General features: G+C 54.9%; 18 protein-coding genes. 8 read left to right on the top strand and 10 right to left on the bottom strand.

Translation table 11 applies throughout. The features are described from left to right. Positions 1–5: 5 nt before the first annotated feature. Positions 6–1,637 (bottom strand): efflux RND transporter periplasmic adaptor subunit, encoded by a 1,632-nt coding sequence (locus OCV64_RS01015; protein ID WP_262669013.1) that lies wholly within the window; start codon positions 1,635–1,637, stop codon positions 6–8. A 246-nt stretch (positions 1,638–1,883) separates the two neighbouring features. Beyond that, positions 1,884–2,054, bottom strand: coding sequence for a hypothetical protein (locus OCV64_RS01010; RefSeq protein ID WP_262669012.1), 171 nt, complete (start codon positions 2,052–2,054; stop codon positions 1,884–1,886). A gap of 85 nt (positions 2,055–2,139) precedes the next feature. On the opposite strand from OCV64_RS01010, the gene OCV64_RS01005 reads away from it, so the two are divergent. Beyond that, positions 2,140–2,361 (top strand): helix-turn-helix domain-containing protein, encoded by a 222-nt coding sequence (locus OCV64_RS01005; protein WP_317246361.1) that lies wholly within the window; start codon positions 2,140–2,142, stop codon positions 2,359–2,361. A 49-nt stretch (positions 2,362–2,410) separates the two neighbouring features. Here OCV64_RS01005 and OCV64_RS01000 read toward each other — a convergent pair whose 3' ends face one another. From OCV64_RS01000 to OCV64_RS00990, 3 genes are all read right to left on the bottom strand, one after another. Continuing rightward, complete coding sequence (locus OCV64_RS01000; protein ID WP_262669010.1) at positions 2,411–3,208, bottom strand: Cof-type HAD-IIB family hydrolase; 798 nt, start codon at positions 3,206–3,208, stop codon at positions 2,411–2,413. 54 nt (positions 3,209–3,262) lie between these two features. Next, positions 3,263–5,665 (bottom strand): ferrous iron transport protein B, encoded by a 2,403-nt coding sequence (gene feoB, locus OCV64_RS00995; protein ID WP_262669009.1) that lies wholly within the window; start codon positions 5,663–5,665, stop codon positions 3,263–3,265. A 180-nt stretch (positions 5,666–5,845) separates the two neighbouring features. After that, a complete protein-coding gene (locus OCV64_RS00990) occupies positions 5,846–7,024 on the bottom strand; it encodes a pyridoxal phosphate-dependent aminotransferase (protein ID WP_147572764.1) in 1,179 nt (392 codons plus the stop codon). Positions 7,025–7,185: 161 nt separating this feature from the next. On the opposite strand from OCV64_RS00990, the gene OCV64_RS00985 reads away from it, so the two are divergent. The 4 genes from OCV64_RS00985 (at position 7,186) to OCV64_RS00970 (ending at position 13,109) form a co-directional block, all read left to right on the top strand. After that, a complete protein-coding gene (locus OCV64_RS00985; RefSeq protein WP_147572762.1) occupies positions 7,186–8,148 on the top strand; it encodes a LysR family transcriptional regulator in 963 nt (320 codons plus the stop codon). Positions 8,149–8,314: 166 nt separating this feature from the next. Beyond that, complete coding sequence (locus OCV64_RS00980; protein WP_262669008.1) at positions 8,315–9,226, top strand: phosphate acyltransferase; 912 nt, start codon at positions 8,315–8,317, stop codon at positions 9,224–9,226. 308 nt (positions 9,227–9,534) lie between these two features. Further along, entirely contained in the window at positions 9,535–11,370 is a 1,836-nt protein-coding gene (locus tag OCV64_RS00975) for an NAD(P)-binding protein (protein ID WP_147572758.1), read from the top strand. Continuing rightward, positions 11,364–13,109, top strand: coding sequence for an NADH-dependent [FeFe] hydrogenase, group A6 (locus OCV64_RS00970; RefSeq protein WP_262669002.1), 1,746 nt, complete (start codon positions 11,364–11,366; stop codon positions 13,107–13,109). Before OCV64_RS00975 ends, OCV64_RS00970 begins: the two co-directional genes overlap by 7 nt. A gap of 120 nt (positions 13,110–13,229) precedes the next feature. Here the strand turns inward: OCV64_RS00970 and OCV64_RS00965 are convergent, their stop codons facing one another. Then, a complete protein-coding gene (locus OCV64_RS00965) occupies positions 13,230–14,051 on the bottom strand; it encodes a hypothetical protein (RefSeq protein WP_262669001.1) in 822 nt (273 codons plus the stop codon). A 181-nt stretch (positions 14,052–14,232) separates the two neighbouring features. Here OCV64_RS00965 and OCV64_RS00960 point away from each other — a divergent pair, with 181 nt between their 5' ends. The 3 genes from OCV64_RS00960 to OCV64_RS00950 all read left to right on the top strand — a co-directional run bounded on the left by OCV64_RS00960 (position 14,233) and on the right by OCV64_RS00950 (position 15,634). Further along, positions 14,233–14,571, top strand: coding sequence for a helix-turn-helix domain-containing protein (locus OCV64_RS00960; protein ID WP_262669000.1), 339 nt, complete (start codon positions 14,233–14,235; stop codon positions 14,569–14,571). Between the two features lie 539 nt (positions 14,572–15,110). Continuing rightward, positions 15,111–15,329, top strand: a complete 219-nt coding sequence (locus OCV64_RS00955) for a helix-turn-helix domain-containing protein (RefSeq protein WP_262668998.1) — start codon at positions 15,111–15,113, stop codon at positions 15,327–15,329. A gap of 131 nt (positions 15,330–15,460) precedes the next feature. Then, entirely contained in the window at positions 15,461–15,634 is a 174-nt protein-coding gene (locus OCV64_RS00950; RefSeq protein WP_317246359.1) for a helix-turn-helix domain-containing protein, read from the top strand. Positions 15,635–15,712: 78 nt separating this feature from the next. Here OCV64_RS00950 and OCV64_RS00945 read toward each other — a convergent pair whose 3' ends face one another. From OCV64_RS00945 to dcm (OCV64_RS00930), 4 genes are read right to left on the bottom strand one after another with little or no spacing between them, the layout of a single operon-like run. Then, complete coding sequence (locus OCV64_RS00945; protein ID WP_262668997.1) at positions 15,713–16,606, bottom strand: DUF6119 family protein; 894 nt, start codon at positions 16,604–16,606, stop codon at positions 15,713–15,715. 11 nt (positions 16,607–16,617) lie between these two features. Beyond that, positions 16,618–16,923, bottom strand: a complete 306-nt coding sequence (locus OCV64_RS00940; RefSeq protein ID WP_186852329.1) for a hypothetical protein — start codon at positions 16,921–16,923, stop codon at positions 16,618–16,620. A 59-nt stretch (positions 16,924–16,982) separates the two neighbouring features. Continuing rightward, positions 16,983–18,206: a DNA (cytosine-5-)-methyltransferase gene (gene dcm / locus OCV64_RS00935; protein WP_262668996.1), complete on the bottom strand. Its 1,224-nt coding sequence runs from the start codon at positions 18,204–18,206 to the stop codon at positions 16,983–16,985. 51 nt (positions 18,207–18,257) lie between these two features. Next, positions 18,258–19,493 (bottom strand): DNA (cytosine-5-)-methyltransferase, encoded by a 1,236-nt coding sequence (dcm, locus tag OCV64_RS00930; RefSeq protein ID WP_262668994.1) that lies wholly within the window; start codon positions 19,491–19,493, stop codon positions 18,258–18,260. Positions 19,494–19,601: the final 108 nt, after the last annotated feature.

Raw genomic sequence — 19,601 nt, 5'->3', positions numbered from 1 at the left:
GCCGGTCAGCCTCCCATCGCAACGGCGCCCATGGAGCCGGTGGCCTGGTCAGGAACCAGCACCACCTCGTCCTGAGACAGTCCGGAAGTGATCTCGATGTACTCCTCGTTGCTCCGTCCCAGCTCCACAGGGCGGCGCTCCGCCTTGGAAAGATCGGCTATGGTGAGGCCATCCTCAGAAAGTGTGCCCGGTCCGGCTACCAGCACAGTGCCGTCGCTGTTGACGGCGGACACCGGGACACAGAGGACGCCCGTGGTCCGCTCGACAACGATATCGGCGGACACGTTCATGCCTGGATTCAGGTCGCCGAACTCCCGCAGCAGAATGGTGACGGGATAGGTGGTAAAGCCGTTGGTGGTGGTGCCGTTGATGGACACCCGGTCCACTACGCCTTGAAAGACCTGTCCGGGCAGCGCCTCGGCGGTGATGTCTACCTCCTGACCCTCCTGGACCTGGTTCAGGTCCAACTCACTGATGTTCATGGTCAGCTTCAGACTGCTCATGTCATAGAGAATGGCCAGGGAGCCGGCGTCCATGCCGTCTACCTTGTCACCCACCTTATAGTTCTTCTCAATGATCGTGCCGGAGATAGGGGCGGTGATGGTGTAGCTCTCCAGGGCGTCCTGGGCCCTTTGGAGGGCCAGCTGGGCATTTTCCACGGAGATGGCGCTGTTTTCCAGGGCGCTCTGGGCCCCATCGCCCCCCAGGGTGACCAGGGCAGTACCGGCGGACACCCTGCTGCCAGCGGTGACGTGGACGGCAGTCACCTCGCCGGAGGTCTGGGCCACCACGGTCTGGCGCGTATTTTCCTCAAAGGAGCCGCTTCCGGCACAGGCGATGTCCCCCACAGTGGCGGTGGCCGAATTGGCGGAGGTTAGAGCGCCTGGGTTATCCACCCGTATCTTCACCTGCCGGACCAGAGCACCGCCATTTCCCACCAGCTCGGCGGAGGAGATGGACTCCACTGTGCCGGACAGCACCTCCATGGTGCCGGCGATGGTCACCTGGGCCCCCTGACCGGGGGACAGGCTGGAGGCATCCGCCGACTGGAAGGGGAGGGTCAAGGTCATGGTGGAGTTGTCCGCCACGTCGGCAATAGGGGTGCCGGGAGAGACCAAGTCCCCCTTTTGGACGTGGACCTGTTGGACCACCCCGGCGGCGGAGGCGCTTGGGCTCATGCCGGAGAGCAGCTCATCATAGTTGAGCTGGGCCTGACGCAGGGATAACTGGGCCTGCTGAAGACCGATTTCCGCGTCCCCGGCATCCAGTTGATAGAGCAGATCTCCCTTCTCAATCCAGTCGCCCACCTCGAAGGGGGCGGCAAGCACCTCGCCGCTGACCAGGGCGCCCACCTGATAGGACTCGATGGGCGTCACCGCCCCGGAGCCGTCCACCGCCACCGTCAGATCCTGGAGAGAGGCGGGAACAGGAATGTACTGCCCGGCGGCGCTGACGCCGCCCCCTCCGCCCGACGGGCGGAGGAAAAACCACCATATGGCTAGAAGGACCACAAGGAGGATGGCCCCCCGCTTGATCCACTTCTTCTTTTTCCGGGGGACTGGAAAAAGAGGTCCCTTCTTCCCCGGCTCCTGTGGGAGCTGTATCTCCCCCTGTGTGCTGACCTGTGTCGCGTCCATAAAAAAACTCCTTATCTTCATGGCCCGAGGGCCGGTTTCGCCGGGGTGTCCCTGTGTGCTTCCATTGTACGGGACAAAGTTTATATCCATTGAAAGAATAGATGAAAATTTCATTAAAATTTCTCCCACCGCTGCCGTGACAGTTTATACCGTCCAGCAGGTGGAAGGTCAAGGGGAAATTTGTATTCCAGTGGGGGAGAGGGCATAAAAATTCCTGCCCGGTGAAACCGGGCGGGAATTTCGGCCTTATGGCTCCCCCTCCAGGGACTGGATATGGTTCCGCAGCACCTGGCGGATATAGGCGGGAAGGCTGTATGAGTTCTGCTCCGCCAGACGGGCCAGCGCCTGGTAGCGGTCCAGTGGGAGAACGACGGTCACCGACTTTTTCGGATCGTCTACATGGGGACCTCTGTACATAAAATCACCTCTCCAAATATTTTAAGGAAAATACCCTTAAAAGTCAATAAGGATATTTTCCTTAGCTATAATAGCAAAAGGTGATATGATGTTAGAACATCTCCGAAGCTTACGTGAAGATAGGGATTTGAGCCAAGCGTATATGGCAAAATTGTTAAATGTCCATCAGACAACGTATTCTGATTACGAGTTGGGACATGTAAATATCCCGGCAACATATTTGAAACAGCTTGCATCATTTTTTAATACGAGTATCGATTACCTGTTGGATTTTACAGATGATAGTACGCCTTATCCTAAAAAATAACCGCATTGTCAGGACAGTTCTGACAATGCGGTTTTTCATTCCTAAAAACTTATTTCAGACAATTCAGAATAGCCGCAGCCACACCGTCCTGTCCATTGTCCGCAACAACCCGGAGGGCCAGGTCCTTGACGGCCTGGGAGGCGTTGCCCATGGCGATAGGAACGCCAGCCGCCTGGAGCATGGCCAGGTCGTTGTCGCTGTCCCCCACGGCGGCGCACTGGTCCAGGGGCACGCCGTACCGCTGGGCCAGCTGGGCCAGAGCAACCCCCTTATCCACCCCGGCGGGCACCACCTCGAAGTCATGGTCGTTGGAGGAGGTCAGATACAACCCCTCCAGGGCCCGCAGCTCCTCCAAGGGATAAGCCGGCTGATTCCAGTCCCCGTGTACCTTGGTCAAGGGCAGGCGGTGCTCCTCCAGATAGGCCAGGGGGTCCTCCACCACCACGGCGTTGTCATGAAAGACTGGATAGGGATAGGTCCGCAGCAGGGACTCCTTGGAGAAGGGGTCCAGGACGATCTCCTCCCCGGCGAAAATCATCAGCTCGATCCGCCGGCCCAGACACAGCTCCAGCACCCTCCGCCCCGTGTTTTGGGGCAGGTCCTGGCGCTGGAGGACCTGGCCAGTGGAGCTGTCCGCCAGCGCCGCCCCTCCCAAAGCAGATACCAGATCATCACACCCGGCCTGCCTGGCGAAAAAGCAGGCCTCAGGGATGGGACGGCCAGTATTCAGCACTACCCGAATCTCAGCGGCCCGGGCCAGGGCGATAGCCGCCTTAGAGGCCGGGGTGATCTGGCCCTGTGGATCCAGCAGCGTGCCGTCCAGGTCCAGCGAGATGAGTTTTACCATAACAGATTCCTCCTAGATCGAGAGGTCAGAGAGGCCTTCGGCCGCTCCCACCATTTAGAAAAACAGACTGCCCGCCTGATACACCAGCAGAGATACCACATAGGCGCAGCCTACCTGCCAGGCGATGGAGAACCAGGCCCACTTGGGGCTGTTCATCTCCTTGAACAGGGTGGATACGGCGGCCACACAGGGGACGTACAGCAGAATGAACACCAGCATGGAGAAGGCGGACAGGGGGGTGAAGCCAGCCATGGCCGCTGCCACCGCTCCGCTGGAGGCGGTGAGGGAGAAGCCGTAGAACATGGACAGGGAGGACACCACCATCTCCTTAGCGACAAGCCCGGTGAGCAGGGCAACAGCGGCCTGCCAGTGGCCGAAGCCGCAGGGGGCAAAGATGGGGGCGATGAGGGAGCCCAGAGTACCCAGCATACTCTGGCCGGCGTCCTCCACCATGCGCAGAGAGAAGTCGAAGGACTGGAGCAGCCACAGCACCATGGACATGAGAAGGATGAGGGTGCCTGCCTTGATGAGGAAGCCCCGTACCTTCTGCCACACATGGGTGAGCATATTGGACAGGGAGGGGAGGCGATAGGGGGGCAGCTCCAGTACAAAGGGGGCGGGCTCCCCGGCGAACAGGGTCTTTTTAAAGAACAGGCCGGACAGGATGCCCGCCGCCATGCCGATGAGATACAGCCCAAAGACCACCAGTCCGGCGTAGGGGCCGAAGAAGGCGGCGGATAGCAGCCCGTAGACGGGCAGCTTGGCCGAGCAGGACATGAAGGGAACCAGTAGAATGGTCATCCTCCGGTCCTTCTCGTTTTCCATGGTCCGGGCCCCCATGATGGCGGGCACCGAGCAGCCAAAGCCCATGAGCATGGGGATGAACGCCTTTCCAGACAGTCCGAACCGGCGGAGCAGGCGGTCCATGATAAAAGCGGCCCGAGACATATAGCCCGAGTCCTCCAGGAAGGACAGGAAGAAAAAGAGCAGGGCGATCTGGGGCAGAAAGGTGAGCACGCCCCCCACCCCGGCAATGATGCCGTCGCACACCAGGGACACCAGGACCGGGGACACTCCCGCCCCGGACAGCGCCCCGGAGAGCCAGCCGGATAGACTGTCCACGGCGGCCCCCACCCCGTTGGACAGCCAGGAGCCAAAGGGACCAAAGGTGACGACAAACATAAGCAGCATAGTCAACAGAAACAGGGGAATGGCGAACAGGCGGTGGGTGACCACCTTATCCACCTTCTCGCTGAAGGTCAGTTCGCCGGGACGGCCGCCCTTGACCACAGAGGCGGCTACCACCTTTTCGATGTACTGGTAACGGCTGTCGGCAATCAGGGTCTCCCGGTCGCCCAGGTCACTGGATCCCTCATACTCGGCCACTACCGCATCCAGCAGGCCGGACACCCGCGCGGGCAACTTCAGGGCCTTGGCTACGATGTCGTCTCCCTCCAGCAGCTTGATGGCGGCCCAGTGGGCGGGCAGCCCGGCGGCGTAGGCGTAGTCGTGGATCAGCTCGCCCATCCGGTGGTGGATGTCATGGGTGAAGCTGTCGTACAAATCGTCAGGTTCGATTGTAAAGCCCAGGTGCATCTGACGGTGGGCGGTGTGGAGCAAGGTGTCCAGCCCCTCGCCGGTTCGGGCGGTGATAGGGACTACGGGAATACCCAGCTCCTTGGACAGCCGGGCCACGTCGATCTGGTCGCCCCGTTTAGCAACCTCGTCCATAAAGTTCAGCGCCACCACCATGGGCCGCTCCAGCTCCAGAAGCTGGACTGTGAGGTACAGATTGCGCTCCAGATTGGTGGCGTCTACGATGTCGATGATACAGTCCGGCGCCTCGCCGATAATAAAATCCCTGGCTACGATCTCCTCCATGGAATAGGGGGACAGGGAATAGATGCCAGGCAGGTCCACCACCGTCATGGACTTATCGCCCAAACGGGCGGTGCCTTCCTTCTTTTCCACGGTGACACCGGGCCAGTTTCCTACATACTGGTTGGAGCCGGTGAGGGCGTTGAACAGAGTAGTCTTGCCGCAGTTGGGATTGCCAGCCAGAGCCACACGCATAGACCGACTGTCGTGGGCGGCGGCGTCATAGCGGCCGCCGTGGGCCTCCAGCTCATGCTCGTGGTCCCGCAGCTGCCGGCGGGCGGCTTCGGGATCTGGACCGGTCTGGAGGGTGGTCCCTCCGGCCCGCCGCAGGCGGGGCTGCCCTATGACGATCTGTTCGGCGTCCGCCCGGCGCAGGGACAGCTCATAGCCCCGGAGGGACACCTCCAGGGGGTCGCCCAGAGGGGCGATTTTATTTACCTTCACCTGGGTGCCGGGGGTCAGCCCCATATCCACTAGCCGGCGCTTCACTGCCCCGGACTGATTGCCCACAGACAGGATCGTGCCGCTCTGGCCCGGAGCCAGGTCATTGAGAGTCTTCCGCTGCACTGTCGTTTCCATCCAAGTTTCCCTTCTTTTGAAACGGTCTGCTATCACGAATCGGTTAATCTTCTCCTAACGTCATTGTAATGGAAAGGAGGGCTTTTTGCAAGGCCGTGCCTCTCCCTTTCCCTCCTCTGAACGGAAAAAGAGAGCGCCCTTTTGGGCGCTCTCTTGTGCAGTTTGTTCCATCGGGAAGACTTACTGCCGCAGTTTAGCCACAGCCTGGGCCAGCCGCTTGCAGCCCTCCACGATATTGTCATAGCTGTTGGCGAAGGAGAGGCGGAGATATCCCTCTCCGCCGGGACCAAAGACATCGCCGGGAACCAGGGCGATCTTGGCCTCATCCAGCAGATAGGAGGCCAGCTCGGCGGAGGGCTTTCCCAGGGATTTGCAGTTGATGAAGATGTAGAAGGCGCCCTTGGGGCACAGACAGCTCAAACCGGGAATGTCGTTGATGGCCTTGACGGCATAATCCCGGCGGCGCTGATACTCCTTAACCATGTCGTTGACCTCGTTCTTCTCGTCACGGAGAGCTGCCACAGAGGCCGTCTGGACGAAGGAGGGGGCGCAGGTGGTGTTATGCTGGTGGAACTTGTTGAGGACCGCGATATAGGCCTCGGGGGCGGCCACATAGCCCAGGCGCCAGCCGGTCATGGAGTAGGCCTTGGACATGCCGTTCATGGTGAAGGTCCGCTCCTTCATGCCCGGCAGGGAGGCGATGCTAATGTGCTTCTCCCCATCGTAGATGAGCCGCTCATACACCTCGTCGGAGATGACTAACAGGTCCTTCTCGATGGCCAGGTCGGCTAGGCCCTGGAGGGTATCCTGGGACAGAACGCCGCCAGTGGGATTGTTAGGGGTGATGATGACCACGGCCTTGGTCTTGTCCGTCACCTTGGAGCGCAGCTCGGCCAGGTCCATTTGGTAGCCATTCTCCTCCTTCAGAGAGTAGGTGACGGGGACGGCGCCCAACATACGGGGCACATTGTGGTAGTTGAGCCAAGCAGGGTCGGGGACCAGGATCTCGTCCCCCTCGTCCAGAATAGCGGCCAGAACAGCAAAGACAGCCTCGGACAGGCCTACGGTGACCAGCACCTCGCTGGCCTTATAGTCCACATTGTTCTGCCGCTTCAGCTTGTTGGCAATCTCCTGCCGCAGCTCCAGAGTGCCGAAGTTGGAGGTGTAAAACACGTCCCCCTTGTCCAGAGCCGCCTCAGCCGCCTTCTTGATATATTCAGGGGTGTCAAAATCGGGACGGCCAATTTCAAAATGAATGACATGCTCCCCGGCCCGCTCCATAGCCAGAGCCTTCTCATTGACTTTGCGGATGCCGGAGGGGGCCAGTTGGTCCATTCTGGCTGAAGTTTTCAGTTCCATAGCGATGATTCTCCCTTAAAATGTTAAATTGTACCCGCCGCGGAGAGGAATCCTCTTGCTGGACGGGGGGACATTCTGATATAATTCTAGCAGGTGCCGGCCGCGATGTAAAATAGCAAATCGTTGAAGGCGCTATATGATTTTCCTTATAGAGGGCTGCTATGACGGATTATAAAGAGTACATTTACGCCATATATCAGGAGAAGAGCTTTTCCAAGGCGGCAAAAAAACTATATGTGTCCCAGCCCTGGCTGAGTGCCACAGTGAAAAAGGTGGAGCAGCAGCTCCAGATCCCCCTCTTTGACCGGAGCACCAACCCTATCAGTCTTACCGATGCGGGGCGGTACTATATTGAGCAGATCGAGCGCATTATGGCCATCGAGGAGGAGATGCAGCGGCATTTCAACGAGATGCGCAGCGTCAACAATGTGGAGCTGCACATTGGCAGTTCTATGTTTTTCTGTACCTATGTGCTGCCTAAGCTGCTTACCGACTTCTGCGCTCTGTACCCCCAGGTCACCCTAACCTTCACCGAGGGGACTACCTCTGGCCTGACTGAGAAGCTGAGGGCGGGCCAGCTGGACTTTTTGCTGGAAGCGGAGTGCCCCTCTGGCAGCGACATACAGACCTTTCCCTGGGCGTCAGAGCAGATTATCCTGGCGGTTCCGGCCCACTATGAGATCAACCAGCGGCTGGAGCCCTACCGATACACCTTTGAGGGGCTGCTCCGACGGGACGAGCTGGAGCACAGGCGTCCGCCAGTCCCACTGCACCATTTCAAGGACGAGCCTTTCCTTTTGCTCAAGCCGGACAACGACGTCCACGACCGTAGCCTGACCCTGTGCCGGAATGCCGGATTCACCCCCAACGTATCCCTGTACCTCAGCCAGATGATGACCGCCTATTACCTGGTGTGCGAGGGAAAGGGAATCACATTTCTGCGAACCACTATCCCAGAGTTTGTCACTCCCACCAGTGGCGTGGTGTTCTATCTGCTGGACGACCCCCAGGCATTCCGAAACATCTATTTATCCTACTCTAGGAACAAGACCAGCCCAATTCATCGGCAGCTCATCGAATTTATGCGCGGCGAAAGCCCAGGGAAGAACTGGTCCCGCCGGTGAGTGCCGCCGGACTTGTAATCACAACTTTTTCCCACAATTATCCCTGGAAAGCCTTGTTTTAGCGGAAGAAAGATGCTAAGATGGGGGAAAAGACCAGACAGAGTCCCTGTTTCCCGCTTTTGAACTGTGACGAAGGATCGATGTGAAAAAGGAGATGTTGTGTACCATGGCGCTGAAAAATTTTGATCAGATCGTGGAGCAGGCTAAGAGCGTTCAGAAGCCTAAGACTGTCGTTATCGCCGGTGCGGACGCGGAGAATATCTTGCTGGGGGCCTTTATGGCTCAGGAGGCCAGCTTTGTATTTCCCGTCCTAGTGGGCGAGGAGGAGAAGGTGGTCCCCATGCTGGAGCGGCTGGGGATGAAAGACAGGCCCTACCGCCTGGTACCCACCCAGCCTGGGGAGAATGTGGCCCAGACGGCGGTGGATGTGGTCAACCGGGGCGAGGGGGATATGCTCATGCGGGGCAACACCCAGACCCGGGAGTTCCTGCTGCCCCTCCTGGTGCCGGAGAATGGGCTGCGCACCGACAAGCTGCTGGCCCACATTGACTTGGTCTGTATGCCCGAGTATCCCAAGGTCATAGCCATCGGAGATGTCACCGTCACCATTGAGCCCAATCTTCAACAGAAAAAGACCATCATCGCTGACATGGTGGATATGCTGAAGACTGTGGGTTATGAGAGGCCCAATATTGCCCTGCTATCCATGGTGGAGAAGGTCGCCTTCCATATGAAGGACACCATCGAGGCCCAGGAGCTGGTCCGAGAGCACTGCCGGCACCCCATCGCGGACTGCCAATTGGTGGGCCCTATCGCCTATGACCTGATCCTGTCCAAGGAGGCCGCCCGGTTGAAGGGCTACGACTGTCCCTTGTGTGGGGAGTTCGACGGGATCGTCGTTCCCAGTCTGCTGGCGGGCAACCTGATTGTCAAGTGCTGGCAGATGCACGCCCACGCCCAGACCTGCGGCGTGGTCATCGGGGCCAAAATCCCTGTGGCCCTCACCTCCAGAAGTGATGACAAAGAGGTGGCCTTCCACTCCCTGGCCTTCTGTACTGCCCTGTCTCAGAAGGCCTGAACTGGACCGAGAGTTCCCGGCCGGCGTCCGCGCTCCAGCGGCCGCCGGCCGGTTTTCATTTTGGTAGGCTGGAACAAAAATATCCCCCGGATAAAAATGATATCATATGAAATAAGAGAATGCCCGGTTGCCATTGACAACGGCTGGGCCTTGTGATACTTTTTTGAATATAGGAAAAGTGAAGCTGTCAAGATTTTTGCAATCGAGGCAGGAAAAACGCTGGAAAGCAGAAACTTTTTGCCGAACTATGAAAGACAAGGAAGGAATGCTTTGCAGAACAGCGAGAAGATGTGAAGGAGGAGATCCCTTTGAGCCGATTGTCCATCGAAACGCCGGGGCGGGCCCAGACCGTCCTTTCGTGGCTCAGTCGGGACATGGAGCGCAGGATCAGTGCCAGCTCCTCTGGCCTGTGTCCTGTGGACATGTCCCTGAATTTTTTGCGGCTGTGCCACGCCCAGACCTGCGGCAAGTGTGTTCCCTGCCGGGTGGGGCTGAACCAGCTGGCCATCCTGATCGAGCAGGTGCTGGACCGCACCGCTACGCTGGAGACCATCGACCTGATTGAGAGCACTGCCCAGGTCATAGCCGATTCCGCCGACTGCGCCATCGGCTATGAGGCTGCCCACATGGTGCTCAGGGGAGTGCGGGGCTTTCGGGAGGACTATGAGGAGCATGTGGTCCACGGCCGCTGTATCTGCGGCCTGAGCCACCCGGTGCCCTGCGTGTCCGTCTGTCCGGCCCATGTGGATGTCCCCGGCTATGTGGCCCTGGTCCGGGAGGAGCGGTACGACGACGCGGTCCGCCTGATCCGGAAGGACAATCCCTTTCCCTCCGCCTGCGCCTATGTGTGCGAGCATCCCTGCGAGGCCCAGTGCCGCCGCCGGATGGTGGATGACGCGGTCAACATCTGCGGGCTGAAGCGGTTTGCGGTGGATCACGCCGCCCCTGCCGCCCCGCCGGAGCGGGCGGCGGACACTGGAAAGACAGTGGCCGTCATAGGCGGCGGCCCAGGCGGCATGACCGCCGCCTATTATCTGTCCCTTATGGGGCACCAGGTGACGGTGTATGAGCAGCGCCCTAAACTGGGCGGTATGCTGCGGTACGGCATCCCGGACTACCGTCTGCCTCAGGAGATCCTGGACCGGGATATCGACCACATCCTGTCCGCCGGAGTCCGAGTCCATACTGGGGTGTCCATTGGCAGAGATCTGACCATGGAGGACATCCAGAAGAGTTTTGACGCGGTGTACATCGCCATCGGCGCCCACAACGACAAAAAGCTGGGGCTGGAGGGGGAGGACTCCCAAAACGTCATCAGCGCTGTGGAGCTGCTCCGGGGCATTGGCGAGGGCCAGGTCCCGGACTTCACGGGAAAGAAGGTGTGCGTCATCGGCGGCGGCAACGTGTCCATGGACGCCACCCGCACCGCCCTGCGCCTGGGGGCGGACAGCGTCACCTGTGTCTACCGCCGCCGGGTGGAGGACATGACCGCCCTGTCTGAAGAGATCGAGGAGGCCATGGCCGAGGGCTGCCAAATTCTGCCCCTCCAGGCCCCCGCCCGCATTGAGGCGGACGAGGAGGGAAAGGTGGCCGCCCTGTGGACACAGCCCCAGATCATCAGCCGCTATGGCCGGGATGGCCGGCCCACTCCGGCCGGCGCCCAGACAAAGGAATTCCGCATCCCCTGCGACTACGTCGTCGTGGCCATCGGCCAGGCCATCGAGGCCCAGCCCTTCGAGGCGGTGGGCATTGCCACACGCCGGGGGGCCATCCAGACCGACCTGACCAGCTCGGTCCCAGGCGTGGACAACGTCTTTGCCGGCGGCGACGCCGTGTCCGGCCCAGCCACCGTGATTCGGGCCGTGGCCGCCGGAAAGGTGGCCGCCGCCAACATTGACAACTATCTGGGCTTTGACCACAAGATCCGCTGTGATGTGGAGATCCCGCCGGCCCATATGACCAACACCCCGCCCTGCGGCCGGGTGAATCTGAAAAACCGCCATCTCTCCTGTTACAGCGGGGACTTCTCTCTGCTCAAGGAGGGCATGACACTGGAGGAGGCCCAGCAGGAGGCCAGCCGCTGTCTGCGCTGTGACCACTTCGGCTACGGTATCTTCAAGGGAGGGAGGAACACGGAATGGTGACGATGACCATTGACGGACTGACTGTCCAGGTGCCGGAGGGCACCACCATCCTGGAGGCCGCCAAAACGGCCCACATCCGTATTCCCCACCTGTGCTACCTGAAGGGGATCAATGAGATCGCTGCCTGCCGGGTCTGCTGCGTGGAGGTGGAGGGGGAGCGGGCCATGGTCACCGCCTGCAACAACCCGGTGAAGGAGGGAATGGTGGTCCACACCAATTCCCCCCGTGCCAGGACCACCCGGCGGACCAATGTGGAGCTGATTCTGTCCCAGCACGACTGCAAGTGCGCCACCTGCGTCCGCAGCGGGAACTGCCAGCTTCAAGCGATTGCCAATGACCTGGGCATCCTGTCCCTGCCCTATGAGAGCCAGCTGCCACGGGGACTGCGGGGGGCCTGGACCACCACCTTCCCCCTGTACCATGATTATAATAAGTGCATCAAATGCATGCGCTGCATCCAGATTTGTGACAAGGTCCAGTCCCTGTCCATCTGGGACCTGGCGGGCACCGGCGGCCGCACCACCATCGACGTGTCGGACAACCGGGTCATTAAGGACTCGGACTGTGCCCTGTGCGGCCAGTGCATCACCCACTGTCCCGTGGGCGGCCTGCGGGAGCGGGACGACACCCAGCGGGCCTTTGCCGCCCTGGCCGACCCGGACAAGATTACCGTGGTCCAGGTGGCTCCCGCCGTCCGTGCCGCCTGGGGCGAGGCATTTGGGCTGAAGCGGGAGGAGGCCACCATGGGCCGCATGGCCGCCGCCCTGCGGCGGCTGGGCTTCCAATATGTGTTTGACACCAACTTTGCCGCCGACCTGACCATTATGGAGGAGGGCAGCGAGTTCCTCCACCGCCTCCAGGCCGGGGGGCTGACCCGCTGGCCCATGTTCACAAGCTGCTGCCCCGGCTGGGTCCGGTTCCTGAAGAGCCAATACCCGGAGCTGACCCATCAGCTTTCCTCCGCCAAGTCGCCCCAGCAGATGTTTGGCAGCGTGGCTAAGAGCTGGTTTGCTCAAACGCTGGGGGTAGCGCCGGAAAAAATCTTCTGCGTGTCCATCATGCCCTGTGTGGCCAAAAAGGCGGAGAGTGAGCTGCCTACCATGGCGGTGGACGGCCGCCCGGATGTGGACCTGGTTCTCACGACCCGGGAGCTGGTCCGTATGCTCCGGGCCGACAAGCTGGACCCCGCCCTCCTGCCGGAAGAGGAGCCAGACAGCCCCTTGGGCGTCCACACCGGGGCCGGAGTTATCTTCGGGGCCACCGGCGGCGTGATGGAGGCGGCCCTGCGGACAGCGGCCTATGTGCTCACAGGGAAAAACCCGGACCCGGACGCCTTCGCGGCGGTCCGTACCGGGCCCGGACTGCGGGAGGCCGCCTTTGAGCTGGCCGGCACCCCTGTGCGCTGCGCCGTGGTCAGCGGCTTGGGCAACGCCCGAAAGCTCATCGAGCGGCTGAAGGCGGGCAAGGTCCATTACGACTTTGTGGAGGTCATGGCCTGCCCCGGCGGCTGTGTGGGCGGCGGCGGTCAGCCCATCTCCGTAGAGGACGAGGAGCTGTATGGCGTCCGGGGCCAGCGGTTGTACGACCTGGACCGGGCGGAGCCCATCCGCTTTTCTCACGAGAACCCCCAGGTCCAAGCCCTGTACCGGGAGTTCTTGGGCGCCCCGTTGAGTCAGAAGGCGGAGGAGTTGCTTCACACCGACCACAAGGCCTGGGAGATGCCCGGCCAGCGCCAATAGAGAGAAATAGAGCGGAAAACTGCCCGGAGCGCCCCGTTGGGGCGCCCCGGGCAGTTGGGATATAGAGGAAATTGGGTTCAAGGCGGCCTCCCATGGGAGGCCGCCTTTTTCGTGCTGGGTTCAGGCCGGGAAGCGGTAAAAGTCCGTCCCGGCGCCGGGAGTGGCCGCTATGCTCGGCGGATTCTGGCGCTCATACAGGTCGGGCTTGAGATAGTCGGGGTAGAATTTCAGGATGGCGTTTTTCAGGGCGGCGATGTCGATTTTGTCCGCCCAGTCCCGCTCCCCGTACTCCAGCAGCTCAAAGAGGGGGATGCAGCTCACCTCAAAGGGATAGAAGCAGTAGCCGAAGGTATTGTCCAGCCCCCGTTCCCGGTCGGTTGGCATGAGGGCGGCAAAGACCCTGGTGTGGAACATCAGATCCTCACGGATGGGGTAGGCCAGGGCCAGCACCCAGCCGGCGTGCTCAGTCTCCAGCCAGTAGAGCCCGTTCCCCAGGCGGTCGTGGCGGAGAGGCGGTCCCCAGGGTGTGTCCGTGGGGACCGGGAGCTGGCCGAAATATTCAGGGCAGACCTCCATCCCAAAGACCCGGTCCCCCAGCAGAGATTCCGCTTCCGGTAGAGGAAGGCCGTGGTCAGCGAGATATTTGTGGGCCTCATACCGGACGACGTGCTGGCCCTTGTCGTAATAGTCGTTGGCCTCGAAGATCAGGGCGCCGTCGGGCAGGGGGGCGCCGTAGGCCCTGGCCTCCGGCGAGATAGCTGGGGAGCTGGCCGTCACGACCATGTACTGGGCCACGAGAAAGGTATAACGCTCCAACAATCTGGCGGAGGCGTAGTATACCCCAGGGCACAGTTCCTCAGCGTCGATGAGAGAGCCATATTTCTCCTCCACCCCCTGAAAGCTGAAAGGAAGCTCCTCAAGTTTGGTATGACTTTCTGACATGGCGATGTTCTCCCTATTAAAAAATAGTTGCCTACGAAATAAGATGTACTGCATGAAAAATAGTGGCCTTAGTAATACTTTCCATTTGACACTAAAAAAATGAGGTACCCATACTATATGTTAAAGTGTTCAATATTGGGGTAATATAAAATGAAAAATTAGATGTATAAGGTGTTGCGGAGTGAAAGAAAAAAAGCCCCAAAATGTGAATATGGGACAACGATTCCGTAATGCTAGAGAAGCAAAGAAATGGAGCCGGGAGTTTTTAGCTGAAAGAGTGGGAATATCAGTTCAATTTCTGGCCGATTTGGAGCTTGGTAATTCTGGAGTTAGTCTTGAACGATTTATAAAATTATGTCAGGTCTTGAACGTAAACGCTCATACGATCTTGTTTGGTGATGTTGAAAAGGATCCACTTTTGTTTAACATTGGAACGATGCTTGCCAACCGAGACAGTGAAGATGTACATCGTGTAGTGGCGATGCTCGAGGCCGCAACAGAAGCCTATTTTAGAGAATGATTCAATGGTTCAGTGTATCCCTGTTGGCGGGGATACACTTTTTTGCCATTAATAGAACGAGTAATATAGAAACAAATTGTAGCACAGCTTATAGGTATAAGCAATAGGAAATAAGAATATTGATAAGATGATGAAAAATCTTGTCTATTTAGGTGATTGTTTATGTCAAAGCTGTTGGGTAGTGAGTTATTGGGGGAAAATATCAAACAAATACGGAATCGGTCTGGATTGACACAGGAACAGACTATTGCCAAGCTACAAGTGTTGGGCTCTCCATTGAGCCGAAGTACATATTCTCTCATAGAAATGGGTCGTGGTAATTTGTTTATTAATGATCTTGTTGGTCTAAAGACTGTGTTTAATGTGGAATATGAGGAGTTTTTCAAAAATATACCACCTTCGCGGCCTTCGAGAGAACAGAGATAAAAGTTAGATAATAGAGAAAGGGTAATACCATAAAAACTATTACTCAAAGTAAGGAGGGGATTCAGATAGCAGAGATAGACTATAAGTATTCACAAATTCTTGTAGATAGGATCTTGATACTTTGTCGATCAAAAGGTATATCTATTAACAGACTATCAGAGATGAGTGGCGTTAGTCAGTCAACACTTGACAATTTTGTAAATAAAAGGACATTTAATCCCCGTATCCGTACACTTCATCAAATTGCATTGGCCTTTGGTATGACAGTAGCTGAATTTTTAGATTTTCAAGCCCTAAATGACTATTCGTTTGAAGATTCGGCTGATGAGTAAAGACAGGTTACTGATTGCTGTACCTGTCTTTAGGCGAAACGGAAATATGTTATTGAGATTATTGAAGCCGCCATTCAATGTGCGAACACACAAGAGTAAAGAGGTAATACAATAAAAGGGGCCTTTTTGCTATGATTCAATACAGTCCTCTATGGAAAACTATGTCAGATAAACGGGTGACAACATATACTTTGCGGGAAAAGCATGGTATGAGCCATGCCACAGTGCAGAGGTTACAAAGGAATATGCACGTATCCACATTTACACTCGCTCCTGTTTGCGAGAAACTAAGCGTTTTTAGTTAGTGGAAATTGCTTCTCATATCACTATTATCTTCATTATCGGAATAGGATAGGCTATCTGATAGTGTTGCCACAGATTTTTTAGTTCAATCTATAATTGATATAAATCATAGGGGTAAATCCTTGCAATCTTACTTCTTTCTTCCACTGATTCAACTGCGGCCGCCCATCCACATCTTCGATATGTGTCTGTGTTTCTAAAACGAACCACAAAACTACCGTATTGATTTTAGGGACATTAGGCAAGTTTCCTTTTTTATACAGCTTAAGAGCAGTCAAAGATTGGTCTACAGCGTAACACAATTTAGAAGATGCGCTACCTATTTTCACCGCACACATCATTCCATCTTTGTATAAGTCCATGACCTCAATATTACAGTCGCCTATTTTCACATCAACACGGTCATAGTTCTGAAATCCATTTTCTTGCTCTCGTAGCAAGTTATACGCTCTCTCTGCATAATACTTTTGTTTCAGCGCTATTTTTATGGCTGTCTCATCCTGTCCCTGATAACGAGGCTCATTTTTCTCTTCTTCATATTTCTGGTTTATGAAATTATCGTGTTGCTCCCTCGAAAAATCAAATGCAGGATTATATTTTACTTCTATTTCAGCAATTGAGTCTCTCAGATAAGACAAATAATCATCATTATATTGATACCAAGTTCCTTTTGATAATAGACATTTTTGTCCGTCATCTGTGTAATCGATTAGATCCCTTACCTTCTTCGTTACAACTGAATGTCCATTATATAAGCTTATCACAGAAATATTCAGCAGAGTTCGACTATAATCCCAACCGTTTTCATCGCAAAATTTTTCAATTTCCGCATTTGAGAGAGATGAAATATTTTTTTGCTGTCCTCTGTAACTCAACTGAAATTCTCCGTCATTGTGGTTGAAAATTTCTGTTACACCGATAATATCCAACTCAGATATGTTAACTTGCGTTGGATTTTCAGCAATTGCCGTCAATAGATTCCCTTCTATGAATGGCCAAATGTTACTGCATATGTTATTCCATCGTCTTTTTCTACGATAATAATCCCCTTTGGTGCAGTTGATATTTCTATTGATTGCTCATGAAATTCTTCCAGTACCCAATTCCAGGCAATCTCTTTATTTTCTCCTGGACGAGACAAATATAAGGTCAGGCCAAAATTTTCTACCATCCCAGTTTCATTTTCTGATTCCAAAAAGATAGTGTCCCTAAGTTCCATTTTTTGCGCCAATTCTTGAAGAAAAAGTCCCTGCTTTTCCTCATCTATTCTGTATAGATTGATGGTCCCCACATTCTCCCCTCCTTAAAACCAACTTGTGTTCTATATGATATCATGTAATTTACCAAAGATCAAGTTATATCATTGATTATTTTTCCGATTGCACTAACTAAAGGAACTACTAACGCATTTCCCATCGTAAAATATCGCATTCGCTCCGGCATACCCTCGGTCCACCCGTCAGGGAAGCCATTCAATCGTTCACATTCAACGGGCATCAAGGTACGTAGTTTCTTCGTTTGTGGATCTACGACCACATGGGACGTTCGGCTGACATTCGATTCGCTGGTCAACATCGTTCTGGACGGCCTATCCAAGGGTTCTGGAAAGGCTACTACGCCTTCTGAAAAACAGTAGGTACTTCCGTCCTTCCTATGACGCAGTTCGTTTTTAGCACCCTTCATATAGCGCCAACGGGGCAGGTCCTCTTCCTTGATAAAGTAACGACTGTCTATCTCTCCATCCTGCAAAATATCCCGGATAGGGATGCAATGTTCTATCTCCGGCACCACATCCACCGAATAGATACGTCCATTCATCATGGCACCAGCGTTATAAAAATATACAGACTGTTCCCTTGATAGACTTGCCATATCTTCATAACTGAACTCATCAATCCAGTTATCTAAATAAGACCTCCCATGTCCACTGACAGGGAATGCTTTTGCCAAGACCCCATCGGTCATAACATGGGTATGCATCCTTTTCACACCATATCGACAAGTCTCTTCTGCAAATTGCTTAAAAATTTCCGTATCGTTATGATATGCCAATAAGAAAGTACGTCTACGCCGCTGGGCCTGACCGTAATCAGCTGCATTGATTACACGCCATTCTGCTGCATACCCTTTTTCATAAAAACACCTGAGAATGATAGATAAGTCCCTGCCTTTTTGTTTTGCGGGAGAACGGATCAGTCTATCCACATTCTCCAGTAATACATACAAAGGTCTTTTCTTATCCAAAATTTCGTCTATCTGCCACCATAGCACACCTTTTTTACCTTCAATGCCCTTTGCCCCTTTTTTCGCAATAGAATAGTCTTGGCACGGAAAGCCACCTACCAGTAAATCATGGTCAGGAATTTTATCTTTGTCGATTGCTGCAATATCTTTGCATACATGATTATGAGATTCGCCAAAGTGTTTTGCATAACACCTGAATGCCCATTGATCCTCCGTCGACGGCTCCCATTGATTGGCCCACACTGTCTGGAATCGCTCTGAAGCCTGTTCCAGACCTAATCGGAAGCCGCCAACACCAGCAAATAATTCAACTGTTCTTATTTTCTCCATGGTAGCCTCCTATAGACAAAGGGACACACCAATAACGGTGTGTCCCTTGTCTTACATGATTTCCAACAGTTTTCCGCCCATTTTTTCAATCAGCGGCACCACAAGGGCATTACCCATGATGAAGTATCTCTGTCGTTCTGGCGTACCTGTATCTGTCCACCCCGTATCGAATCCATTGATCCGCTCACACTCCTCAGGAGTCAGGCGGCGATATTTTCCGGTGAGCTTATCTGTAATGACATGACTACTACGGTTCGCTGTACCCTCACTGGTCAACATCGTTCTGGCTGGACGGTCCAACGGGTCAGGGAAAGCAATGGCCCCCTCTGAGAACTGGTAGGTGAATCCCTCTTTTGAGGTTCGCTCGATTTTTTTAGAACCCTTCATGTACTCCCATTTCTCTATTTGATCCTGAGAAATAAAATACTTATCGTCTACGGGCTCCTCAAGAACGATATCTCCCAACAGTTTCTGTGGGCCATTATAGTCAGGACTCAGTTCTTCCGAATAAATTTTACCAGCATACATTACACCGCTGTTGTAAAAAGTAGCGTGGAACATATCGCTGACAGTGACCAAATCCTCGTACTCGTCCAAGTCCAGTTCGGTCGGCTTTTTCTTGTCGTGGTGTTCCTGTTTCACAGGGAAGCTTTCAGCAAAGAAACCATCCCTGACCAACCACTCAAACTCGCCTTCAGTTTCCATATATTTTTTGATTCGAGCAAACTGTTTTGTTGTATCCTTGAATGCAAAAATGAAAGTACGGCGACGACGTTGTATATTTCCATATTCTGCTGCATTGATAACTCGCCACTCGACAGCGTAACCTTCATCATATAAGCATTTTAGAATAATACCAAAATCTCGACCACGCTGCTTCGTAGGAGATTTCAAAAGGCGGTCAACATTTTCCAACAAGATAAATTGGGGATGCCGCTTGCGCACGATATCGTTGATTGACCACCAAAGAACACCTTTTTTACCTTCGATACCCTTTGCCCCAGTACTTGCAACAGAATAATCTTGGCAAGGGAAGCCTCCGACCAATAAATCATGCTCTGGCACCTGTTCAATTACGGTTGAAATATCTTTATTAACGCAATGTGCATCCGCACCAAAACGCTCAGAGTAGCACTTATATGCCCACTGGCCTTTTTGACCAGGTTCCCACTGGTTCGCCCATACGGTCCGGAATACATCTTTGGCACATCTTTCGAGGCCCACACGGAAACCGCCGACGCCAGCAAAAAGTTCGACTACACGAACATTCTTTTTGTTGTTAGCCACTTTCGCATCACCTCTCAATTTGATATAATGGATATACTTCCATAATTTTGTTAGTATAGCACATCTTGACCGAAAGATCAAGCACTATTTTCGAAATCGAGGTGATTT

The organism is Muriventricola aceti (assembly GCF_025567565.1).
In the GTDB taxonomy this organism is placed as follows: Bacteria; Bacillota; Clostridia; order Oscillospirales; family Oscillospiraceae; genus Lawsonibacter; species Lawsonibacter aceti.
Note: the sequence above shows the minus strand (reverse complement) of the source record. Positions and strands in the feature narration are given on the sequence as shown.

Bases quoted from the DNA above. Each gene is read 5' to 3' on its own strand.
- OCV64_RS01015 (WP_262669013.1), bottom strand. From the start codon at position 1,637: ATGGACGCGACACAGGTCAGCACACAGGGGGAGATACAGCTCCCACAG.
- OCV64_RS01010 (WP_262669012.1), bottom strand. From the start codon at position 2,054: ATGTACAGAGGTCCCCATGTAGACGATCCGAAAAAGTCGGTGACCGTC.
- OCV64_RS01005 (WP_317246361.1), top strand. From the start codon at position 2,140: ATGATGTTAGAACATCTCCGAAGCTTACGTGAAGATAGGGATTTGAGC.
- OCV64_RS01000 (WP_262669010.1), bottom strand. From the start codon at position 3,208: ATGGTAAAACTCATCTCGCTGGACCTGGACGGCACGCTGCTGGATCCA.
- feoB (WP_262669009.1), bottom strand. From the start codon at position 5,665: ATGGAAACGACAGTGCAGCGGAAGACTCTCAATGACCTGGCTCCGGGC.
- OCV64_RS00990 (WP_147572764.1), bottom strand. From the start codon at position 7,024: ATGGAACTGAAAACTTCAGCCAGAATGGACCAACTGGCCCCCTCCGGC.
- OCV64_RS00985 (WP_147572762.1), top strand. From the start codon at position 7,186: ATGACGGATTATAAAGAGTACATTTACGCCATATATCAGGAGAAGAGC.
- OCV64_RS00980 (WP_262669008.1), top strand. From the start codon at position 8,315: ATGGCGCTGAAAAATTTTGATCAGATCGTGGAGCAGGCTAAGAGCGTT.
- OCV64_RS00970 (WP_262669002.1), top strand. From the start codon at position 11,364: ATGGTGACGATGACCATTGACGGACTGACTGTCCAGGTGCCGGAGGGC.
- OCV64_RS00965 (WP_262669001.1), bottom strand. From the start codon at position 14,051: ATGTCAGAAAGTCATACCAAACTTGAGGAGCTTCCTTTCAGCTTTCAG.
- OCV64_RS00950 (WP_317246359.1), top strand. From the start codon at position 15,461: ATGATTCAATACAGTCCTCTATGGAAAACTATGTCAGATAAACGGGTG.
- dcm (WP_262668996.1), bottom strand. From the start codon at position 18,206: ATGGAGAAAATAAGAACAGTTGAATTATTTGCTGGTGTTGGCGGCTTC.